This window comes from Paraburkholderia sp. EG286A, from assembly GCF_040965375.1.
Lineage (GTDB): Bacteria > Pseudomonadota > Gammaproteobacteria > Burkholderiales > Burkholderiaceae > Paraburkholderia.
Window position 1 is genome coordinate 235770 of record NZ_JBFRCB010000002.1, and the last position, 15471, is coordinate 251240.

General features: G+C 68.4%; 15 protein-coding genes. 8 read left to right on the forward strand and 7 right to left on the reverse strand.

Annotated elements, in window-relative coordinates; all coding sequences use genetic code 11:
• The first annotated feature begins 6 nt into the window (after positions 1-6).
• Genes gspI through AB4Y35_RS07780 form a run of 6 tightly spaced genes read left to right on the forward strand, consistent with a single transcriptional unit; the run spans position 7 to position 4993 of the window.
• Positions 7-435, forward strand: coding sequence for a type II secretion system minor pseudopilin GspI (gspI, locus tag AB4Y35_RS07755; RefSeq protein WP_368703999.1), 429 nt, complete (start codon positions 7-9; stop codon positions 433-435).
• Positions 413-1096 (forward strand): type II secretion system protein J, encoded by a 684-nt coding sequence (locus AB4Y35_RS07760; protein WP_368704000.1) that lies wholly within the window; start codon positions 413-415, stop codon positions 1094-1096. The genes gspI and AB4Y35_RS07760 overlap by 23 nt, the downstream gene beginning before the upstream one ends.
• Positions 1097-1098: 2 nt before the next feature.
• Positions 1099-2223 (forward strand): type II secretion system minor pseudopilin GspK, encoded by a 1125-nt coding sequence (gspK, locus tag AB4Y35_RS07765; protein WP_368704001.1) that lies wholly within the window; start codon positions 1099-1101, stop codon positions 2221-2223.
• 34 nt (positions 2224-2257) lie between these two features.
• Positions 2258-3643 carry a type II secretion system protein GspL gene (gspL, locus tag AB4Y35_RS07770; RefSeq protein WP_368704002.1) on the forward strand — a complete coding sequence of 462 codons (1386 nt, stop codon included), beginning with the start codon at positions 2258-2260 and terminating at the stop codon, positions 3641-3643.
• Entirely contained in the window at positions 3619-4158 is a 540-nt protein-coding gene (locus tag AB4Y35_RS07775) for a type II secretion system protein M (RefSeq protein ID WP_368695024.1), read from the forward strand. Before gspL ends, AB4Y35_RS07775 begins: the two co-directional genes overlap by 25 nt.
• Before the next feature lie 55 nt (positions 4159-4213).
• Complete coding sequence (locus AB4Y35_RS07780; protein WP_368704003.1) at positions 4214-4993, forward strand: type II secretion system protein N; 780 nt, start codon at positions 4214-4216, stop codon at positions 4991-4993.
• A 45-nt stretch (positions 4994-5038) separates the two neighbouring features.
• Here AB4Y35_RS07780 and AB4Y35_RS07785 read toward each other — a convergent pair whose 3' ends face one another.
• Positions 5039-6634 carry an efflux transporter outer membrane subunit gene (locus tag AB4Y35_RS07785; protein ID WP_368704004.1) on the reverse strand — a complete coding sequence of 532 codons (1596 nt, stop codon included), beginning with the start codon at positions 6632-6634 and terminating at the stop codon, positions 5039-5041.
• A gap of 161 nt (positions 6635-6795) precedes the next feature.
• Positions 6796-7125, reverse strand: a complete 330-nt coding sequence (locus AB4Y35_RS07790) for a hypothetical protein (RefSeq protein ID WP_324150871.1) — start codon at positions 7123-7125, stop codon at positions 6796-6798.
• 228 nt (positions 7126-7353) lie between these two features.
• Here AB4Y35_RS07790 and AB4Y35_RS07795 point away from each other — a divergent pair, with 228 nt between their 5' ends.
• On the forward strand, positions 7354-7878 hold the full coding sequence (locus AB4Y35_RS07795) for a MarR family winged helix-turn-helix transcriptional regulator (protein ID WP_368689491.1): 525 nt from the start codon (positions 7354-7356) through the stop codon (positions 7876-7878).
• 150 nt (positions 7879-8028) lie between these two features.
• The gene (locus AB4Y35_RS07800; protein WP_368689490.1) at positions 8029-9585 is read left to right on the forward strand and encodes a DHA2 family efflux MFS transporter permease subunit; all 1557 of its coding nucleotides are present in this window, start codon (positions 8029-8031) and stop codon (positions 9583-9585) included.
• Positions 9586-9647: 62 nt separating this feature from the next.
• On the opposite strand, the gene AB4Y35_RS07805 is transcribed toward AB4Y35_RS07800, so the two are convergent.
• From AB4Y35_RS07805 to ada, 5 genes are all read right to left on the reverse strand, one after another.
• A complete protein-coding gene (locus tag AB4Y35_RS07805; protein WP_368704005.1) occupies positions 9648-10190 on the reverse strand; it encodes an OmpA family protein in 543 nt (180 codons plus the stop codon).
• A gap of 293 nt (positions 10191-10483) precedes the next feature.
• Positions 10484-10966 carry a hypothetical protein gene (locus AB4Y35_RS07810; protein ID WP_368704006.1) on the reverse strand — a complete coding sequence of 161 codons (483 nt, stop codon included), beginning with the start codon at positions 10964-10966 and terminating at the stop codon, positions 10484-10486.
• A gap of 220 nt (positions 10967-11186) precedes the next feature.
• Positions 11187-12809: a glutamate--cysteine ligase gene (gene gshA / locus AB4Y35_RS07815; RefSeq protein WP_368704007.1), complete on the reverse strand. Its 1623-nt coding sequence runs from the start codon at positions 12807-12809 to the stop codon at positions 11187-11189.
• Positions 12810-13010: 201 nt separating this feature from the next.
• The gene (locus tag AB4Y35_RS07820; RefSeq protein ID WP_368704628.1) at positions 13011-14024 is read right to left on the reverse strand and encodes a DNA-3-methyladenine glycosylase; all 1014 of its coding nucleotides are present in this window, start codon (positions 14022-14024) and stop codon (positions 13011-13013) included.
• Between the two features lie 5 nt (positions 14025-14029).
• The gene (gene ada, locus AB4Y35_RS07825) at positions 14030-15190 is read right to left on the reverse strand and encodes a bifunctional DNA-binding transcriptional regulator/O6-methylguanine-DNA methyltransferase Ada (protein WP_368704008.1); all 1161 of its coding nucleotides are present in this window, start codon (positions 15188-15190) and stop codon (positions 14030-14032) included.
• Positions 15191-15471: the final 281 nt, after the last annotated feature.

The following is a 15471-nucleotide window of genomic DNA, read 5'->3' on the forward strand; positions in this document are numbered from 1 at the left end:
CTCTCGATGCGTGGAAGAAGGCGCGGCTACGGCGCTCGCGGGGTTCGTCCGGCTCGTCCGGTGCGTGAGCGCGGCTTCACGATGATCGAGGTGTTGGTTGCGCTCGCAATCATCGCGATTGCGCTGGCTGCTTCGCTGCGCGCTGTCGGTAGTCTCGCCGCGAGCGAGGCCGATCTGCACGATCGCCTGCTCGCGGGCTGGAGTGCGGACAACACGCTCGCGCAACTGCGTCTCGCGCACGCGTGGCCGGACCTCGGCGAGAGCACGTTCGACTGCTCGCAGGGCAATCTGCGCCTGACCTGCACACAGCATGTCGCGACGACGCCCAACCCCGTCTTCCGGCGCGTGGAGGTGTCGGTGGCGACGCCCGGCCGTTCCGGCAATCTCGCGCAACTCGTCACGGTGCTCGCCAATGAGACGAACCGCTCGTTGTGACCGCGCGCGCGCCGCCTCGTCAGCGCGCGGCTTCACGCTGATCGAGCTGCTCGTGGCGATCGCCATCATGGCCGTGGTGGCGATCCTCTCGTGGCGCGGCCTCGACGAGATCGTGCGCGGGCGCGAAACCATCACGCGCTCGATGGCGGAAGAGCGCGTGTTCGCGCAGATGTTCGACCAGATGCGCATCGACTTGCGCGAAGCGACCTCCGACGACGAGGCGGGCGGCGTCGCCATCTCGCTCGACGGCGGCGCGCTGCAGATCGTGCGCGCGTTCGCGGTGCCGCCGGGCGCGGCGCCGCGCCTGCAGGTGGTGCGTTACCGCGTGTCGGGCGGCCAGGTGGTGCGCTATGCGTCGCCCCCGCTCGCCAATCTCGGCGAGCTGCGGCGCGCGCTGCGCGGCGGCGAAGGCGACAACTGGGGCGCATTGCCGATGATGAGCGGCGTGGACGTCATCAACGCGCGCCTGTATGTGCCGAAAACAGGCTGGACGGCGAACATGCAGGACGTGCGCTCGCAGGTGAGCGGCTACAACAACGATCTCAAGGTGCCGCAGCTCGGCAACGCGCCGCTGCCGCGCGCGGTGACGGGCGTGCAGGTGAGCGTGGGTTCGCATTCGCTCGAGCGGCCGGTGACCCGCATATTCATGGTGGGGGAATGACGTTGCGCACACAACGAACTTCCACCAGACGATTCCGACCATCCAGCCGCTCTACGCGCGCACGGCGCGGCGCGGCCATCATCAGCGCGTTGCTCGTCGTGGCGCTGTCGGCGATCCTCGTCTCGGGCATGTTGTGGCGCCAGCAGGTGCAATTGCGCCGTATCGAGAATCAGCGGCTGCTCGCACAGGCGCAATGGATCGCGCGCGCCTCGCTCGACTGGACGCGCCTCGTGCTGCGCTCCGAAGCGGACACATCGGCGGGCATCACGTATCTCGGCGGCGCGTGGGGCGTGCCGCTCGCGAGAACGCGCCTGTCGGACTTTCTCGGCCAGATCGGTGAGGCGCACGCGCAACAGGGCGCGGACACCTGGCTCTCGGGTTCGATCGAAGACGCTCAGGCGCGCTTCAATCTGCGCGATCTGGTGGCGAGCAGCGCGCCGGGCTCGCTGCAGCTGAACCTGACCGAGATCGAAGCGTTCGCGCGCCTGTTGCAGATTCTCGGCATCGACCAGCAGCTCGCCAAGAACACCGCGGTGTATCTGCGCTCGGGCCTCGCCTACTCCGCAACGCGCTTCCAGACGCAAACCGCCACGACGAGCGGCACCTCGCAAACCGAGGTGCTCGCAGGCGGCGGTTCGACCGGCGGCGGCAACTACACCGACAACCCCGGCCTCTCGGATGCCGACAGCAACAGCGGCGTCGCCCCGATCCTGATGACGAGCGTCGATTCGCTGCTCGACGTGCCCGGCTTCACGCCCGACGCCGTCGCGCGGCTGCGCCCGTTCGTGACGATCCTGCCCACGGTGACGCCCGTGAACATGAACACGGCGAGCGCCGAGGTGATCGCCTCCGTCGTAACGGGCATGAGCCTGTCGAACGCACAGGCCCTCGTCGCGCGCCGCCAGAGCGTGTTTTTCCGCAACGTGAGCGACGTGCAGCTCGCGCTCGAAGGCGTGGGCGTGAAGCAGGCCTCGATCGATACCACGCAGATCGACGTCAACACGAGTTATTTTCTCGTCCATGGGCGCGTGCAGCACGAGCGCGCCGAGGTGGACCGCACGACGCTAGTCTGGCGCGACCCGCTCACTCATACGACGCGCATCGTGCGCGTTCGCGACGAACCATGAATCCGTCCCCGACCAACATCGAAAAGAGGTGCGTTTGAGCACGCTGATCGTTCTCATGCCGCCCCGCGACCCGGCGGTCCACTCGCAGGAATGGCAGCTGCCGGAGCTGCCGTTCGTGCTGCTCGACAAGACGGGCAACACGCAGCGCGCGGGCCGCTCGGCGCTGGGGCTGCTGCCGAAGGCCTCGGCCACCATCCTGATGATCGCCGCGCGCGACCTGCTCACGCTCGCCGCCACCGTGCCGCCGCTCAAGGGGCCGCGGCTGCGTCAGGCGCTGCCGAACGTGGTCGAGGATCATCTGATCCAGGATGCGCAGACCTGCCATCTGGCGCTCGATCCCAAGCGCCTGGCCGACGGCCGCCAGGTCGTGGCGGCCATCGATCGCGGCTGGTTCCGCTTTCTGCTGGAAGGCTTCACCGCCGCGGGGCACCGCAATCTGCGCGCCGTGCCGGTGGCGCGCTGCCTGCCGGCCGCGCAGGCGGTGGAAGCGGTTCAGGAGGTTCCGGTGACGGAACCTGCCGGGGCGGCAGAGCCGGGCGCAGCGCCTGAAGCCGCGGCTCCCGCCACGCCCGCGCCCGAACCCGTGACCGCGTGCGTGCTCGGCCATGTCGTCGCGACCGCGCCCACGCTGCTGCCCGGCGTCGCGCTCGAGCCCGCGGCCGCCACGGCGCAAGCGGCGCTCGAACTCGCGATCGTGCGCGGCGCCCTCGCCGAGGGCTTCGCGGTGCCCGCCGCGAGCGTCGCCGCCACTGTCACGGCGCTCGCCGGCGGCGCGCCGGTTTCCGGCTACGTGCTCACCAATCTGCCGGGCGAGCCCGTGAGCGCCGCCGCGCGCGCGTCGCTGGCCGCCGCGTTGCCCGGTGCGCAGACGCTCACGTTCGAGGCGCTCGCGCGCCGCGCGCTCGCCTGCCGCTTCGACCTCTGCCAGTTCGAGTTCGCCTCGCAGCCGTGGCGGCTCGACCGCGCGACGCTGCGCCGTCTGCGGGTGCCGATCGTGCTCGTGGCGGCCTCGCTCGTGGTGGCGGTCGTCGGCGCGAATATCCAGTGGCTCATGATGGCGCGCCAGCGCGACGCGATCAGCGCCCAGATGACCGAGCTGCTCCTCAACGCGTTCCCGAAGACGACCGTGGTGCTCGATCCCGCCGGCCAGATGGCGCGCCAGTTGCAGCAGTTGCGCCTGGCCGCGGGCGAGCCCTCGCCCGACGACTTCCTCGCACTCTCCGACGGCTTCGCGCGCTCGCTCGGTCCGGTGCCCGCGAACGGCATCGCGGCCCTCGACTATCACGACCGGCGTCTGGACGTGACCTTCAAGCCAGGCGTCAACGTCGACGCCGATCTCGCGAAACGCCTCGCGGGCAACGGCCTTGCGGGCACGGTCGATGCCAGCACGGGCAAATGGACCATCAGGAGCGCATCGTGAAGACAACGGCTATAAGCGGCGCGTGGGCCGAGGCCTGGACGAACTTCTGGGAGGCGCGCTCGACGCGCGAAAAGACGCTGCTCACGTGGGGTGGCGCGGTGCTTGCGCTGGCGATCGGCTGGTCGGTGCTGTGGCAGCCCGCCGCCGACGGCCGTGCGCGCCTGCGTCAGAGCCTGCCCGGCATGCAGCGCGAACTCGCGCAGATGACGGCCGAGGCCGACGAGGCGCGTTCGCTGGCCGGCGCGGCGGCCAGCGTGGCGCCGGGCGGCCAGGCGCTCAAGGACGCGCTCACCGCGTCGCTCGCCGATCACGCGCTCACGGGCGCGCAGATTCAGCTGATCGGCACGACGGTGCAGGTGCAGATGAAGAACGCGTCGTTTCCGGCGTGGGCCGCGTGGCTCGACGACGTGCGCAAGCAGTTCAAGGTGCAGGTGGTCGAGGCGCACATCACCGCGCTGAAGGCCGATGGCCAGGTCGATTTGACGGCCTCGCTGCAACCGGCGAATACGCATTAAGAAGAAAAAGCGCGCATCGAAAAGCGCGCAATGAGAATCGCCGGAGAAATACGCAATGAGTTACTGGATGCGGCGCCTGCGCGCCGCGTTGCCCTGGCTGATCGTGGGCGTGCTGTCGAGCGCTGTGGTGTTGCTCGCCCGCCTGCCCGCGGCCTGGATCGCACCGCAGTTCGCGCGCGCGACCCAGGGCCACGTGAATCTGATCGACCCGGAAGGCTCGCTCTGGCACGGCTCCGCCACGCTGATGCTCGCCGCGGGCCAGGACGCACGCGGCGCGACGCTGCTGCCGGGGCGCATCGTCTGGCGTACGGCGTTCTGGCCGCTGTTCGTCGCGCGCGTGCGCATGGAGATGCTGCAGACCGAAGCGATGCCCGACGCGGTCACGGTGGATGCATCGTTGCGCGGCGCGAACCTGAGCGCGGGCACGATCGCCGTGCCGGCGTCGCTGCTCGCGGGTCTCGGCGCGCCTTTCAACACACTCGATCTGGACGGCAAGGTGCGGCTCGCATGGAGCCCGTGGCGCGTGTTCGGCACGGATGCGTTCGGACGACTGACCGTCTCGCTCGCCGACATGAGTTCGCGCGTATCGCTCGTGAAGCCGCTCGGCACGTATCAGGTGGTGCTGCAGGCGCAAGGGGCGACCTCGACGCTCGACCTGTCGACACAAAAGGGACCGCTGATGCTCGCGGGGCGCGGCTCGTTCTCGCGTGCGTCGGCATCGTTTCAGGGCACCGCGAGCGCCGCGCCGGATCAGCGCGACAACCTCGCGGGCCTGCTGAATCTGCTGGGGCGGCCGGTCGGGCCGGGAACCGTCGCGCTGACGTTCATGCGCTGAGGTTCGTGGGCTGAGCGTGCGCCCGCCTGAGCGGGCGCGTATGCGTTACTGCGGCTGGGCGGCCGTCGGAGCCGCCGTCGCCGCCGCTGGGCCCGAAGCTGCCGAAGCCACCGCGGGCGCGGCGACGCTGCCGGTCTCGCGGTCCATCTGCGAGGCATCCCAGCCGCCGCCCAGCGCCTTCACGAGCCCCACCGACGACACCATGCGCTGCCCGCCGATGCTCACGAGCTTCTGCTGCGCGGTAAAGGCCGTGGCCTGCGCGGAGAGCACGTTCTGGAAGTCGGTCGTGCCCGCCTTGTACTCGTTCGTCACGATCGCGAGCGCATGCTGCGCCGACTCCACCGCCTGCTGCTGCACGACGACCTCTTGCCCGAGGATGCGCTGCGAAGCGAGGTTGTCCTCCACGTCCTGGAACGCGGCCAGCACCGTTTGCCGGTAGGTGGCCACCTGCTGGTCGTACGCGGCGCGCGCGGCCTCGGTCTGCGCCTTGCGCAGCCCGGCGTCGAAGATCGTGCCGGCAAGCGAGGGCCCGAGCGTCCAGAAGCGCGAGGGCATCTGCAACAGCTGCGACATGACCGAGCTTTCGAAACCGCCGTTCGCGGACAGCGTGAGCGTGGGGAAATACGCCGCAATCGCGACGCCGATCTGCTCGTTGGCGGACGCCGCCTTGCGCTCGGCCGAGGCAATGTCGGGCCGGCGCTCGAGCAGCGCCGAAGGCATGGCGAGCGGCACCGTGGGCGGCGTGGCGGCGAGCGGCGACGGCGGGATCGAGAACGTGGAGGCGGGCTGGCCGACCAGCACGGCGATCGCATGCTCGTCCTGGGCGCGCGCCACACCGTTGTCGATCGCCGAAGCCTGGGCCGATTGCAGCTGGGTTTGCGCCTGGATCACGTCGGCGCGGCCCGCCACGCCCTGGGCGTACTGATTCTGCGTGAGCTGCAGCGACTTCTGGTACGCGACGACCGTATCGTCGAGCAGCTTCTGCTGCGCGTCGAGCGAGCGCAACGTGAAGTAGGTTTGCGCGAGCGTGGCCTGGGCCGACAGACGCGCGTTCGCGAGATCGGCGGCGGCGCCCTGCTGGCTCGCCTCCTGCGAGCTGACCGTGCGGCTCACCTTGCCCCAGAGATCGGGTTCCCAGGTGGCGTCGAGCCCCAGGTTGACGTTGTTGTTGATGCTGCCGCTCGACAATCCGCCGCTCGAGTTGGCCACGCGCGTGGGCGTGTACGAGCGCGTGCCCGCGAACGAGCCGCTGATCACGGGGAAGTACGCCGCCCGCGCCTCGCCCACGAGGGCGCGCGCCTGACGGTAGGCGGCGGCGGATTGCGCGACCGTCTGGTTGCTGGTGTTGAGCTGATCCATCAGCGCATTGAGCGGCGCGTCGTCGTAGATCAGCCACCAGGCGCCGCGGTCGGCGGTATCGGCCGGTTGCGCGACCTTCCAGCCCTCGGGCGCTTCCTTGAACGAAGCGGGCACGGCGGCGCTGGGCCGGTGATAGTCGGGGCCGACGGCGCAGCCGGTCAACTGGAAGGTGAGCGCGGCGGCCGCGCACAGCGTCAGGATGGAAAGCGGCTTGGGCGCGTGGCGCGCCACGGACCCGGCGGGTCCAGCGGTCGCGCCGGAGCGGACGAAACGGCAAGGCATGCAAGGATTCCTGTCGATGCAACCGGCGCGCGTTCGGGCGGCCGGCCGCGCACGGGGTTGTCGCGTTGCGGCAATGGTAGCGCACGCGCTAGTCACTGCACGGAATCCGAAAGCTTACGCGTTGGAAGGGTTGGCGGGTGTTACGGCGTGAGGCGCGCAGGTTACGCGTCGTTACGGCGGCGCTTCGGCGCGCGGCAGGCGAGCTGGCCGCCACCGCACGCGGGCGCATCCGCTGCCGGTGTTGCCGCCGTTGCGGCCGCGGGCGTGGCCGGCACGACGGCGCTTGCCGCGGCGGTTTCGGGCTGCGCGCGCCGACGCTGCGCCAGCACCACGGCCACCACCGCGATCGAGCCGCCCGGCAGCGCGAACATGGCTGCATACAACGCGAGCTTGCGCCAGCGCGACGACTCACCGGTCTTCGCGAAAGCGAGGCGGGCGGTGTCGGTGACGGAGCGGCCAAGGCCGCCAAGCGCGTTGATCAGGAAAAGCATGATGCGGAAACGAGTGGACGTAGACGAATGAAACTGGTTGCCTGTCATAATATTGACTATGCAATCAAATCACAACATACTTTGCAGCGCATCAAACCAACTGTTGTTTTTACGCGGCGATCGCGACGACAGAAGCGATCGCGACCTGCTACCTGATTTATCTGCCTGAGCAGCGACATAACCCGCTATAATCCGCCCGTCTTTTGAGATGCTGCAAAGCGAACTGCCATGAGTGACGGTCCTTTCGTCCCGGCCGGTCTGGGCGTCGAGCCAAGTCTCGGCTATTTCCTGTCGACGGCGCGCAACGTGCTGGCCGGGCGCATCGACCGTGCGGTCGCGCCGCTTGGACTCACATCGTCGCAAATTGGTGTGATCCTTTTATTGTGGTTCGAGCGCGCCAGCACGCCGAACGAAATGTCGCGCGCGCTCTCGTACGACACCGGCTCCATGACGCGCATGCTCGACCGGCTGGAGAAAAAGGGCTTTCTCGAGCGGCAGCGCAGCCAGGCGGACCGCCGGGTCGTGGAACTCGCACTGACGGATCAGGGACGCACGGCGGCGCAGCAATTGCCCGACCTGATCGCCGCGGAGATGTCCGAGCAGTTGCGCGGCTTCTCGCCCGAAGAAGTCGCGACGCTGGTTCATTTGCTGCAGCGCTTCATCGCCAATGACGGCTCGACCACACCGCTGTGCGGATCGATGATCGGCACCGGCAAGGACGCAGAAGCGCCGGCGCAGGAAGACGGCGGCTAGCGCCGCGGCACGACGCGCCGCGGCGCAACACGTGGCGTAGTTTGATCCAATCACTGTCTGGGCAGAATATGCACAGACACGAAATAGCACGCTGCCGTGCGCTGCCCCCTGGAGGCGGCAGCCACGGCCGACCCAACAAGGACACGGAACATGGCAGCTTCCCCCGCGGTGCCCGCGCAGGCCGAACCCGCACCGTTTTCCGGCGGCACGCTCGCGCTCCTCACAGTCGGGCTCGCGCTCGGGACCTTCATGGAGGTGCTGGACACCTCGATCGCCAACGTGGCGGTGCCGACCATCTCGGGCAACCTCGGCGTCGCCAACAGCGAAGGCACGTGGGTCATCTCGTCGTATTCGGTCGCCTCGGCGATTGCGGTGCCGCTTACCGGCTGGCTCGCGCGCCGCGTGGGCGAAGTGCGCCTCTTCACGCTCTCCGTGCTGCTGTTCACGCTGGCCTCGGCCGCTTGCGGCTTCGCCACGAACTTCGAGACGCTGATTGCGTTCCGTCTCGTGCAAGGGCTCGTGTCCGGCCCGATGGTCCCGCTCTCGCAGACCATCCTCATGCGCTCCTACCCGCCCGCCAAACGCGGCCTTGCGCTCGGCCTCTGGGCGATGACCGTGATCGTTGCGCCCATCTTCGGTCCGGTGATGGGCGGCTGGATCACCGACAACTACACGTGGCCGTGGATCTTCTATATCAACGTGCCGATCGGCATCTTCTCGGGCATCTGCGCGTACCTGCTGCTGCGTGGCCGCGAGACGAAAACGACGAAGCAGCGCATCGACGCCGTGGGCCTCGCGCTCCTCGTGATCGGCGTGTCGTGCCTGCAGATGATGCTCGACCTCGGCAAGGATCGTGACTGGTTCAACTCGACGTTCATCGTCACGCTCGCCATCATCGCGGTGGTCGCGCTTGCGTTCATGCTCGCGTGGGAGGCCACGGAAAAAGACCCCGTGGTCGATCTCTCGCTCTTTCGCGACCGCAACTTCGCGCTCGGCGCGATGATCATCTCGTTCGGCTTCATGGCCTTCTTCGGTTCGGTGGTGATCTTCCCGCTCTGGCTGCAGACCGTCATGGGCTACACGGCGGGCCTCGCGGGCCTGGCCACCGCGCCGGTGGGCCTGCTCGCGCTCGTGCTCTCGCCGCTCATCGGACGCAACATGCATCGGCTCGATCTGCGCATGGTCGCGAGCTTCGCCTTTATCGTGTTCGCGCTCGTGTCGCTCTGGAACTCGACGTTCACGCTCGACGTGCCGTTCGACCACGTGATCCTGCCGCGTCTCGTACAGGGTATCGGCGTGGCCTGCTTCTTCGTGCCGATGACGACGATCACGCTCTCGAGCATTCCCGACGAGCGGCTCGCGAGCGCCGCGGGCCTCTCGAACTTCTTGCGTACGCTCTCGGGCGCGATCGGCACGGCGGCGAGTACGACGTTCTGGGAAGACGCCGCCATCTATCACCACGCCGTGCTGTCGGAATCGGTGACCCAGTCCTCGCCGAACACCGTCGCGTACAAGGACGCGCTCGCGAACCTCGGTTTCGCGGGTCAAAGCCTGACTGCCAAGCTCAACGACGTCGTGACGACGCAAGGCTACATGATGGCCACCAACGACTTCTTCCGCATTTCCTGCGCGATGTTTGTCGTGCTGGCCCTGCTGGTGTGGGTGACGAAGCCGAAAAAAGGCGCGGGACCGGCAATGGGTCATTGACGGTCCCGCGAAAGGTCGCCCGAGCGAGCCGCGGGCGACCAGGTGCGCGTTGCGCGGCGTGACTAGCGCTGCGTGATGCCGCTTGTCTGGATCTCGACGCGACGGTTCTGCGCGCGGCCTTCAGGCGTGGCATTCGACGCGATGGGCCGCGAGAAGTCGTAGCCGTGCACTTCGTACTGGCCGGCGTGGAGGCCGCGCGACTGGAGATAGTTGCGAACGGCCTCGGCGCGGCGCAGCGAGAGGCGATCGTTATAGGCCTTCGAGCCGACCGAGTCGGTGTGGCCGTCGATCACGACCGTACCGATGTTCACACCGTCGCTTTCCCTGACGAACTGGTCGAGCGTGCGCTTGCCGTCGGGCAGCAGATCGGCCTTGTCGAATGCGAAGTTGGCGTCGGCATTCAGCGTGATCGTGCGCGGCTGAACCTGGGGCGGCGTCTCGCCGATCGGCGCCGGCGCCGGCGCAGGGACTGGCTGCTGTGGCGTCTGGCAGATGAACGTGATTTCACGCGGGTCGTCTTCCGGCTTGAAGCCGGCAACGGCGTGATCCACCGACGAGACGCGCAGCGGCGTCTTGCTGCCGCAGATCTCGTTGACCTTTTTCATACAGGTTCTGGAGCTTTCCAACAGGCCGGAACATTGCACGCGATACGCCTGTGAGCCGTTAGCGAGCGTGACGATGTCGAGATTGTGAGTGGGGCCTGAGGCGGTAGTGCAGCCAGCGGCGGCGGCGATGACGGCAGCCGCGGCACTGGCAGACAGGAGGCGCAGTTTCATTGTCGATTCGAGTTGTGGATGAGGATGAACGGCCCAGACCACGCAGGCCGAAACCAGCCCAAGATACGGGCTCCTCAATCCCTCCCTCAATCAGACAATGCCCAAAATCGGCCATGTGCCGATCAATGCGCGCTCGACGCCGGCTCCGCCACGGCCGCGCCGCTCACGCCGGCCGTGTCGCCGCCTGCGCCCGTGGTCGTGTCGCCGGGAATCGGCGCATCGACGCCGGTTCGCGCATACTGCTTGAACGCCGCGCCCGCCGACCACGGGTTGGGCTTGCAGCCGAGCGAACTGTCGCAATGCGCGGCGAAGCCGATCGTGGCCGTGCCGTCGGCGTTGGCCTGCTTCGTGATTTCATAGGCGAGCAGACGCCGGCCGCCGCCCGGGCCCGACGTCTGGATCAGCGTGTCGGTCACGGTCTGCACTTCGTACTTCGAATGACTGCGCACCCAGTCCTGGGCGCGTTGCCACCAGAGATCGCATTCCGTCTTGTTCGAACAGGTGAGCGGCGCGGTCGCGATCTGCATGACGTCGGGATTGACCTGCCCGCGCGACGCGCAGGCCGCAGCCGTCGCGCACAGCAGGATCGCAAGCATTCGTTTCATCGCGTGGATTCCTCCCAGAGTGAGCCGCATTGCGCGCGACCCGTGCATTTTTGGTGTTTTCAGCTTCGTTCGTCCGGCGCGCGCGTCGTCCGCGCGGCTCGGAAACGCGGCGCCTACCCTGGTTGGACCGCATCTGCACGCTGGTGTTGCGAGCAAATGCGGTGCCTGGGACAAACCTCGAGGGATGGGTGCGCGCCGCAGCGGCGCACCGGCGCGCGGCTCAGACGCTGAAGCGATTGAGCGTATAAGCGCGATACGCGGCGACGAACGCGTCGAACGAGCCGACTTCGTCGCGCTCGAGTTGCGCCTGCTCCGCGAGCGATTCGCGCGCGAGCGTTTCGAACTCGGCCGTAGCCGCGGCGTCGAGCGGACGCGCGAGGAATTGCGCCGCGTGGTGCTCGCTCTGTGCACGGGCAAATTGCAGGAAGGACTGCTTGCCATCGCGCATGGTTTGCAGCACGCGCGCCGATGGCGTGAGCGACGGGTCGGCCAGCTTTGCGCGCTGTGTCGCGAGCGAGCGCGTGTGTTCGTCGCTGCCATGCGCCGCGTCGAGTACGGCGGCCGCCTGGCCGATCTTCTCGAACAGCGCTTCGGCCCATTCGAGCATCGGCACGTCCTTGCCGTCGCGCTTGAGCGCGAGACCCGGGCGGCGCCCTTCTTTCGTCACCAGGCCAAAGTTTTGATTCGATTCGGCGTAGGCGTCGGCAGGCAGGAACGGGCTTTCATCCAGCGCGCAGGCGAGCAGGTAGGCGTCGAGGAACCGTGCGGTCTCGAGCGAGATGCCGGTCGACTCGAACGGGTCGATGTCCATGCAGCGCACCTCGACGTACTGCACGCCGCGCGCGGCGAGCGCATGCAGCGGCCGCTCGCCCGGATGCGTGACGCGCTTGGGGCGGATCGTTGAGTAGAACTCGTTCTCGATCTGCAGCACGTTCGTGTTGATCTGCACCCACTCGCCGTCGCGATGCGTGCCGATCGCCTCGTAGGGCGGATACGGCTGGCTCACGGCCTGCGCGAGCGCGTCGAGATAGCCTGCCAGCGTGTCGTAGTCGGCGCGCAAGGCGGACTGGCCCGTCGTGTTCGAGTAGCCGAGATCGCTCATGCGCAGGCTCGTCGCGTACGGCAGATAGAGCGTGTCGGCGTCGAAGGTTTCGAGCTTGTGCTCGCGGCCGCGCAGGAAGCGCGCGTCGAGCGCGGGCGAGGCGCCGAACAGGTACATGAGCAGCCAGTTCGTGCGGCGGAAATTGCGGATCAGCGCGAGGTAGCGCTCCGACTGATAGTCGGTGAGCGAGGCCGTGGACTGATGATGCGCATGCAGCACGCGCCACACGTCCTCGCTCAGCGAATAGTTGTAGTGGATGCCGGCAATGCACTGCATCGTGCGGCCGTAGCGCAGCGCGAGGCCCATGCGGTACACGTACTTGAGGCGGCCGATGTTCGAGCTGCCGTAGTGCGCGATGGGAATGCCGTCGTCGGTGTCGGGCAGGAGCCCCGGCATCGATTCGTTCCAGAGCATCTCGCCGTCACGCGCGAGTACGGCATAGACGTAGCGATGCAGCTCGTCGAGCTTCGCGAGCGTGATCGACGCATCGGGTTCGGCGGGCGTGATGATCTCGATCAGCGCTTCCGAATAGTCGGTGGTCAGCGACGGATGCGTGAGCGCCGAACCGAGCGCTGCCGCGTGCGGCGTCATGGCGAGACGGCCGTCGCGCGTCACGCGCAGGCTCTCCTTCTCGATGCCGCGCAGGCCGCGCGTGAGCGCGCCGCGATGTGGCCCGTCGCCCAGCACGGAAAGGCGCTGTGCGAGAACGTCGTTCGTGCGTGTAGAGGTCGTGTCTGACATTGAGGCAAGTCGGGCTCGGGCCGGCGGCGCAGTGCTGTGCGCAGTGTTACTGACATTCGCCGGCCGGGATTCTTTTCGGTAGCGGGCACTTTAACATCTCGCCGAAAGACCTGCTTGGGCCTGCCTCGGGCGGGGTTTGGGCCCGTCGGCGCGCGCTTCTCGCGGTGATGGCCCCCCTTTCCTGCGCTGCCTTCCGTCGCGCTAGCCGCCGCGCGCCGCGCCAGCGCGATCGGCGATTTCGTTCCACAAATGCATGGCCGCGTACGCGCGCCACGGGCTCCATGCATCCGTGCGGGTGCGCTGTTGGGTCGCGCGCACGAGCGCCGGGTCGCGCGCCGCGATGGCCTGCATGAGCACGAGATCGGTCGCGGGCCAGGCGTTCGCGTCGCGCCATGCGCGCATCGCGACGTATTCGACGGTCCAGGGGCCGATGCCGGGCAATGCGAGCAGCGCGGCGCGCATGGCGTCGAGGTCGGCGGGTTCGGCTGCAATCGCGTCGATTCGTCTGCTTTGACGCTTGCGGCGCGGCTTGTCTGGATCGTTCTGCGCGTAGTCGCGTTCGATGATCACCGCGCCGCTCGCCACGGCCTGCGCGAAGCCCTGCAGCGCGGCGACGCGTTTGCCCGGCATGCCGATGCCCGCGAGATCGGCGGCGGCGAGCGCGGCGGGCGTCGGAAAGCGCCACGCGGTGCGCGCGTGCGCATGCTCGTCGATGCGCTTGCCCACGCGTTCGACGAGGCGCCCGATGATCGTCGTCGCCGCTTTCACGCTGACCTGCTGGCCGACGATCGCGCGCACCACGAGCTCGAAGCCGGACCAGGCGCCGGGCACGCGCAGCCCCGGCACGGCCGCGACGAGCGGCGCGAGCCACGGGTCGCTGCGCAGATGCGCGGCGACGGCGGCGGGATCGGCATGCAGGTCGAACATGCGCGAGAGCGGCGCGGCGAGTGCCGCCGCGTGCGCGCTCACGGGTCCGTCGATCTGCACGACGAGGCAATGCTTGCGCGCGTGACGGCGCACGGCGAGCGTGCCGCTCGCGCCGTTGAAGTCGATCGCGCGCAGCCACGCGCCGTCCTCCACGGCCTCGACGCCCGGCGTTGCGCGGCCGCTGAAGAAGCGCAGCACGCGTGGCCAGTCGTAGGGCGCGCGAAACGGCAGTTCGAGTGTGGCGCTGTGCGTCGGCGCCTCGGGTTGTGCTGCGGATTGCGAGGCAATGGCGCTCAAGTGGCGGTCTCCGGCGTGTTGGCGCGGTTCGAGGTCGAACGGGTGCCTTTCAGGTTTTTTGCGCCATTTTGCGCACCTTGCGATGCGCGTGCTTCGCCGTCGAGCAGCGCCGCCTTGCGCTCGAGCCCCCAGCGATAACCCGCGAGCGAGCCGCCCTTTTGCACGACGCGATGGCACGGAATTGCCAGCGCCACCGGATTCGACGCGCACGCACTCGCCACGGCCCGCACTGCGCGCGGTGCGCCGAGCGTTTCGGCGACCTGCGAGTAGCTGCGCGTCTCGCCGTAGGGAATGCGCTGGAGCGCGTCCCAGACGCGCTGCTGGAACGCCGTCGCGGCAATGTCGAGCGGCAGATCGAAACGCTCGCGGCGGCCGTGCAGATAGGCGTCGATCTGCGCGGCGAACGGCGCGATCGCGGCCTTGTCCTCGGTACACTGCGCGTTCGCGAAATCGGCCGTGAGTGCGGCGGTGAGCGTCGCGGCATCGTCGCCGAACGCGATCCGGCAGATGCCCTTTTCCGTTGCCGCGATGAGCACGAAGCCGATCGGCGTGGGCGTGGCGGCGTAGTGGATCGTCAGCCCCGCGCCCTTGCGGCGATAGGCGGAAGGCGCCATGCCCAGCTCGCCCGGCACGCTGTGATAGAGCCGCGACGACGAGCCGAAGCCCGCGTCGGCGCTGGCACGCGTGACGTCGGCGCCCTCGCCGAGCGCGTCGCGCAGCACGGCCCCGCGGCGCGCCGCCTGGTATTGGCGCGGCGAGACGCCCAGCACGCGCTTGAAAAGGCGCTGCAGGTGAAACGGGCTCAGGTGCACGGCTTCGCCCAGCTGTGCGAGCGTGAGCCGCTCTTGCGGGTCGGCGTCCAGCGCCGCACACGCGCGCCGCACGATTTCCAGCTCGCGCGGCAGGCCGCCCGGGCGGCAGCGCTTGCATTCGCGATAGCCGGCGGCGCGCGCGTCGTCGGCCTCGGCGAAGAATTCGATGTTCTCGCGGCGCGGCAGCCGCGACGCGCACGAGGGGCGGCAGAACACGCCGGTGGTGCGCACGGCGTAGAAGAACGCGCCGTCGGCGCGGGCGTCGCGCGACGTGACGGCTTGCCAGCGGTCGGCGTCGTTCGTCCACTCGCTGTCTGGCGTCTGGCTGGGTTTGGCGGGTTTCATCGCTGGTTTCATTGCAGGGACGGCGCACATTTGAGGCTCCTCGAAGTGCCTGTCTGTATGCCCTTACTCTAACTTCGCGTACGGACGACGGCGCGCCGGATCTTGCGCTGTCATTGCGGTCGACTTGTGCCGTGAATGCGCCATGATCGGGCACTTTTATGGCCTTCGGTGAATCCCTGGTGGCGTCTTGCCGATTCCCGTGCGACAAAATGGCAACTTTGCGGGTTTTCCCTTAAAAAGTTGTTGCGTCGCGACAGCCGACTCGGTATAGTGGTTCCTGT

Coding starts and splice junctions, on each gene's coding strand:
- AB4Y35_RS07775 (WP_368695024.1), top strand. CDS start 3,619: ATGGACCATCAGGAGCGCATCGTGAAGACAACGGCTATAAGCGGCGCG.
- AB4Y35_RS07780 (WP_368704003.1), top strand. CDS start 4,214: ATGAGTTACTGGATGCGGCGCCTGCGCGCCGCGTTGCCCTGGCTGATC.
- AB4Y35_RS07760 (WP_368704000.1), top strand. CDS start 413: ATGAGACGAACCGCTCGTTGTGACCGCGCGCGCGCCGCCTCGTCAGCG.
- gspI (WP_368703999.1), top strand. CDS start 7: ATGCGTGGAAGAAGGCGCGGCTACGGCGCTCGCGGGGTTCGTCCGGCT.
- AB4Y35_RS07810 (WP_368704006.1), bottom strand. CDS start 10,966: ATGAAACGAATGCTTGCGATCCTGCTGTGCGCGACGGCTGCGGCCTGC.
- AB4Y35_RS07805 (WP_368704005.1), bottom strand. CDS start 10,190: ATGAAAAAGGTCAACGAGATCTGCGGCAGCAAGACGCCGCTGCGCGTC.
- AB4Y35_RS07800 (WP_368689490.1), top strand. CDS start 8,029: ATGGCAGCTTCCCCCGCGGTGCCCGCGCAGGCCGAACCCGCACCGTTT.
- AB4Y35_RS07785 (WP_368704004.1), bottom strand. CDS start 6,634: ATGCCTTGCCGTTTCGTCCGCTCCGGCGCGACCGCTGGACCCGCCGGG.
- ada (WP_368704008.1), bottom strand. CDS start 15,190: ATGAAACCCGCCAAACCCAGCCAGACGCCAGACAGCGAGTGGACGAAC.
- gshA (WP_368704007.1), bottom strand. CDS start 12,809: ATGTCAGACACGACCTCTACACGCACGAACGACGTTCTCGCACAGCGC.
- AB4Y35_RS07790 (WP_324150871.1), bottom strand. CDS start 7,125: ATGCTTTTCCTGATCAACGCGCTTGGCGGCCTTGGCCGCTCCGTCACC.
- AB4Y35_RS07795 (WP_368689491.1), top strand. CDS start 7,354: ATGAGTGACGGTCCTTTCGTCCCGGCCGGTCTGGGCGTCGAGCCAAGT.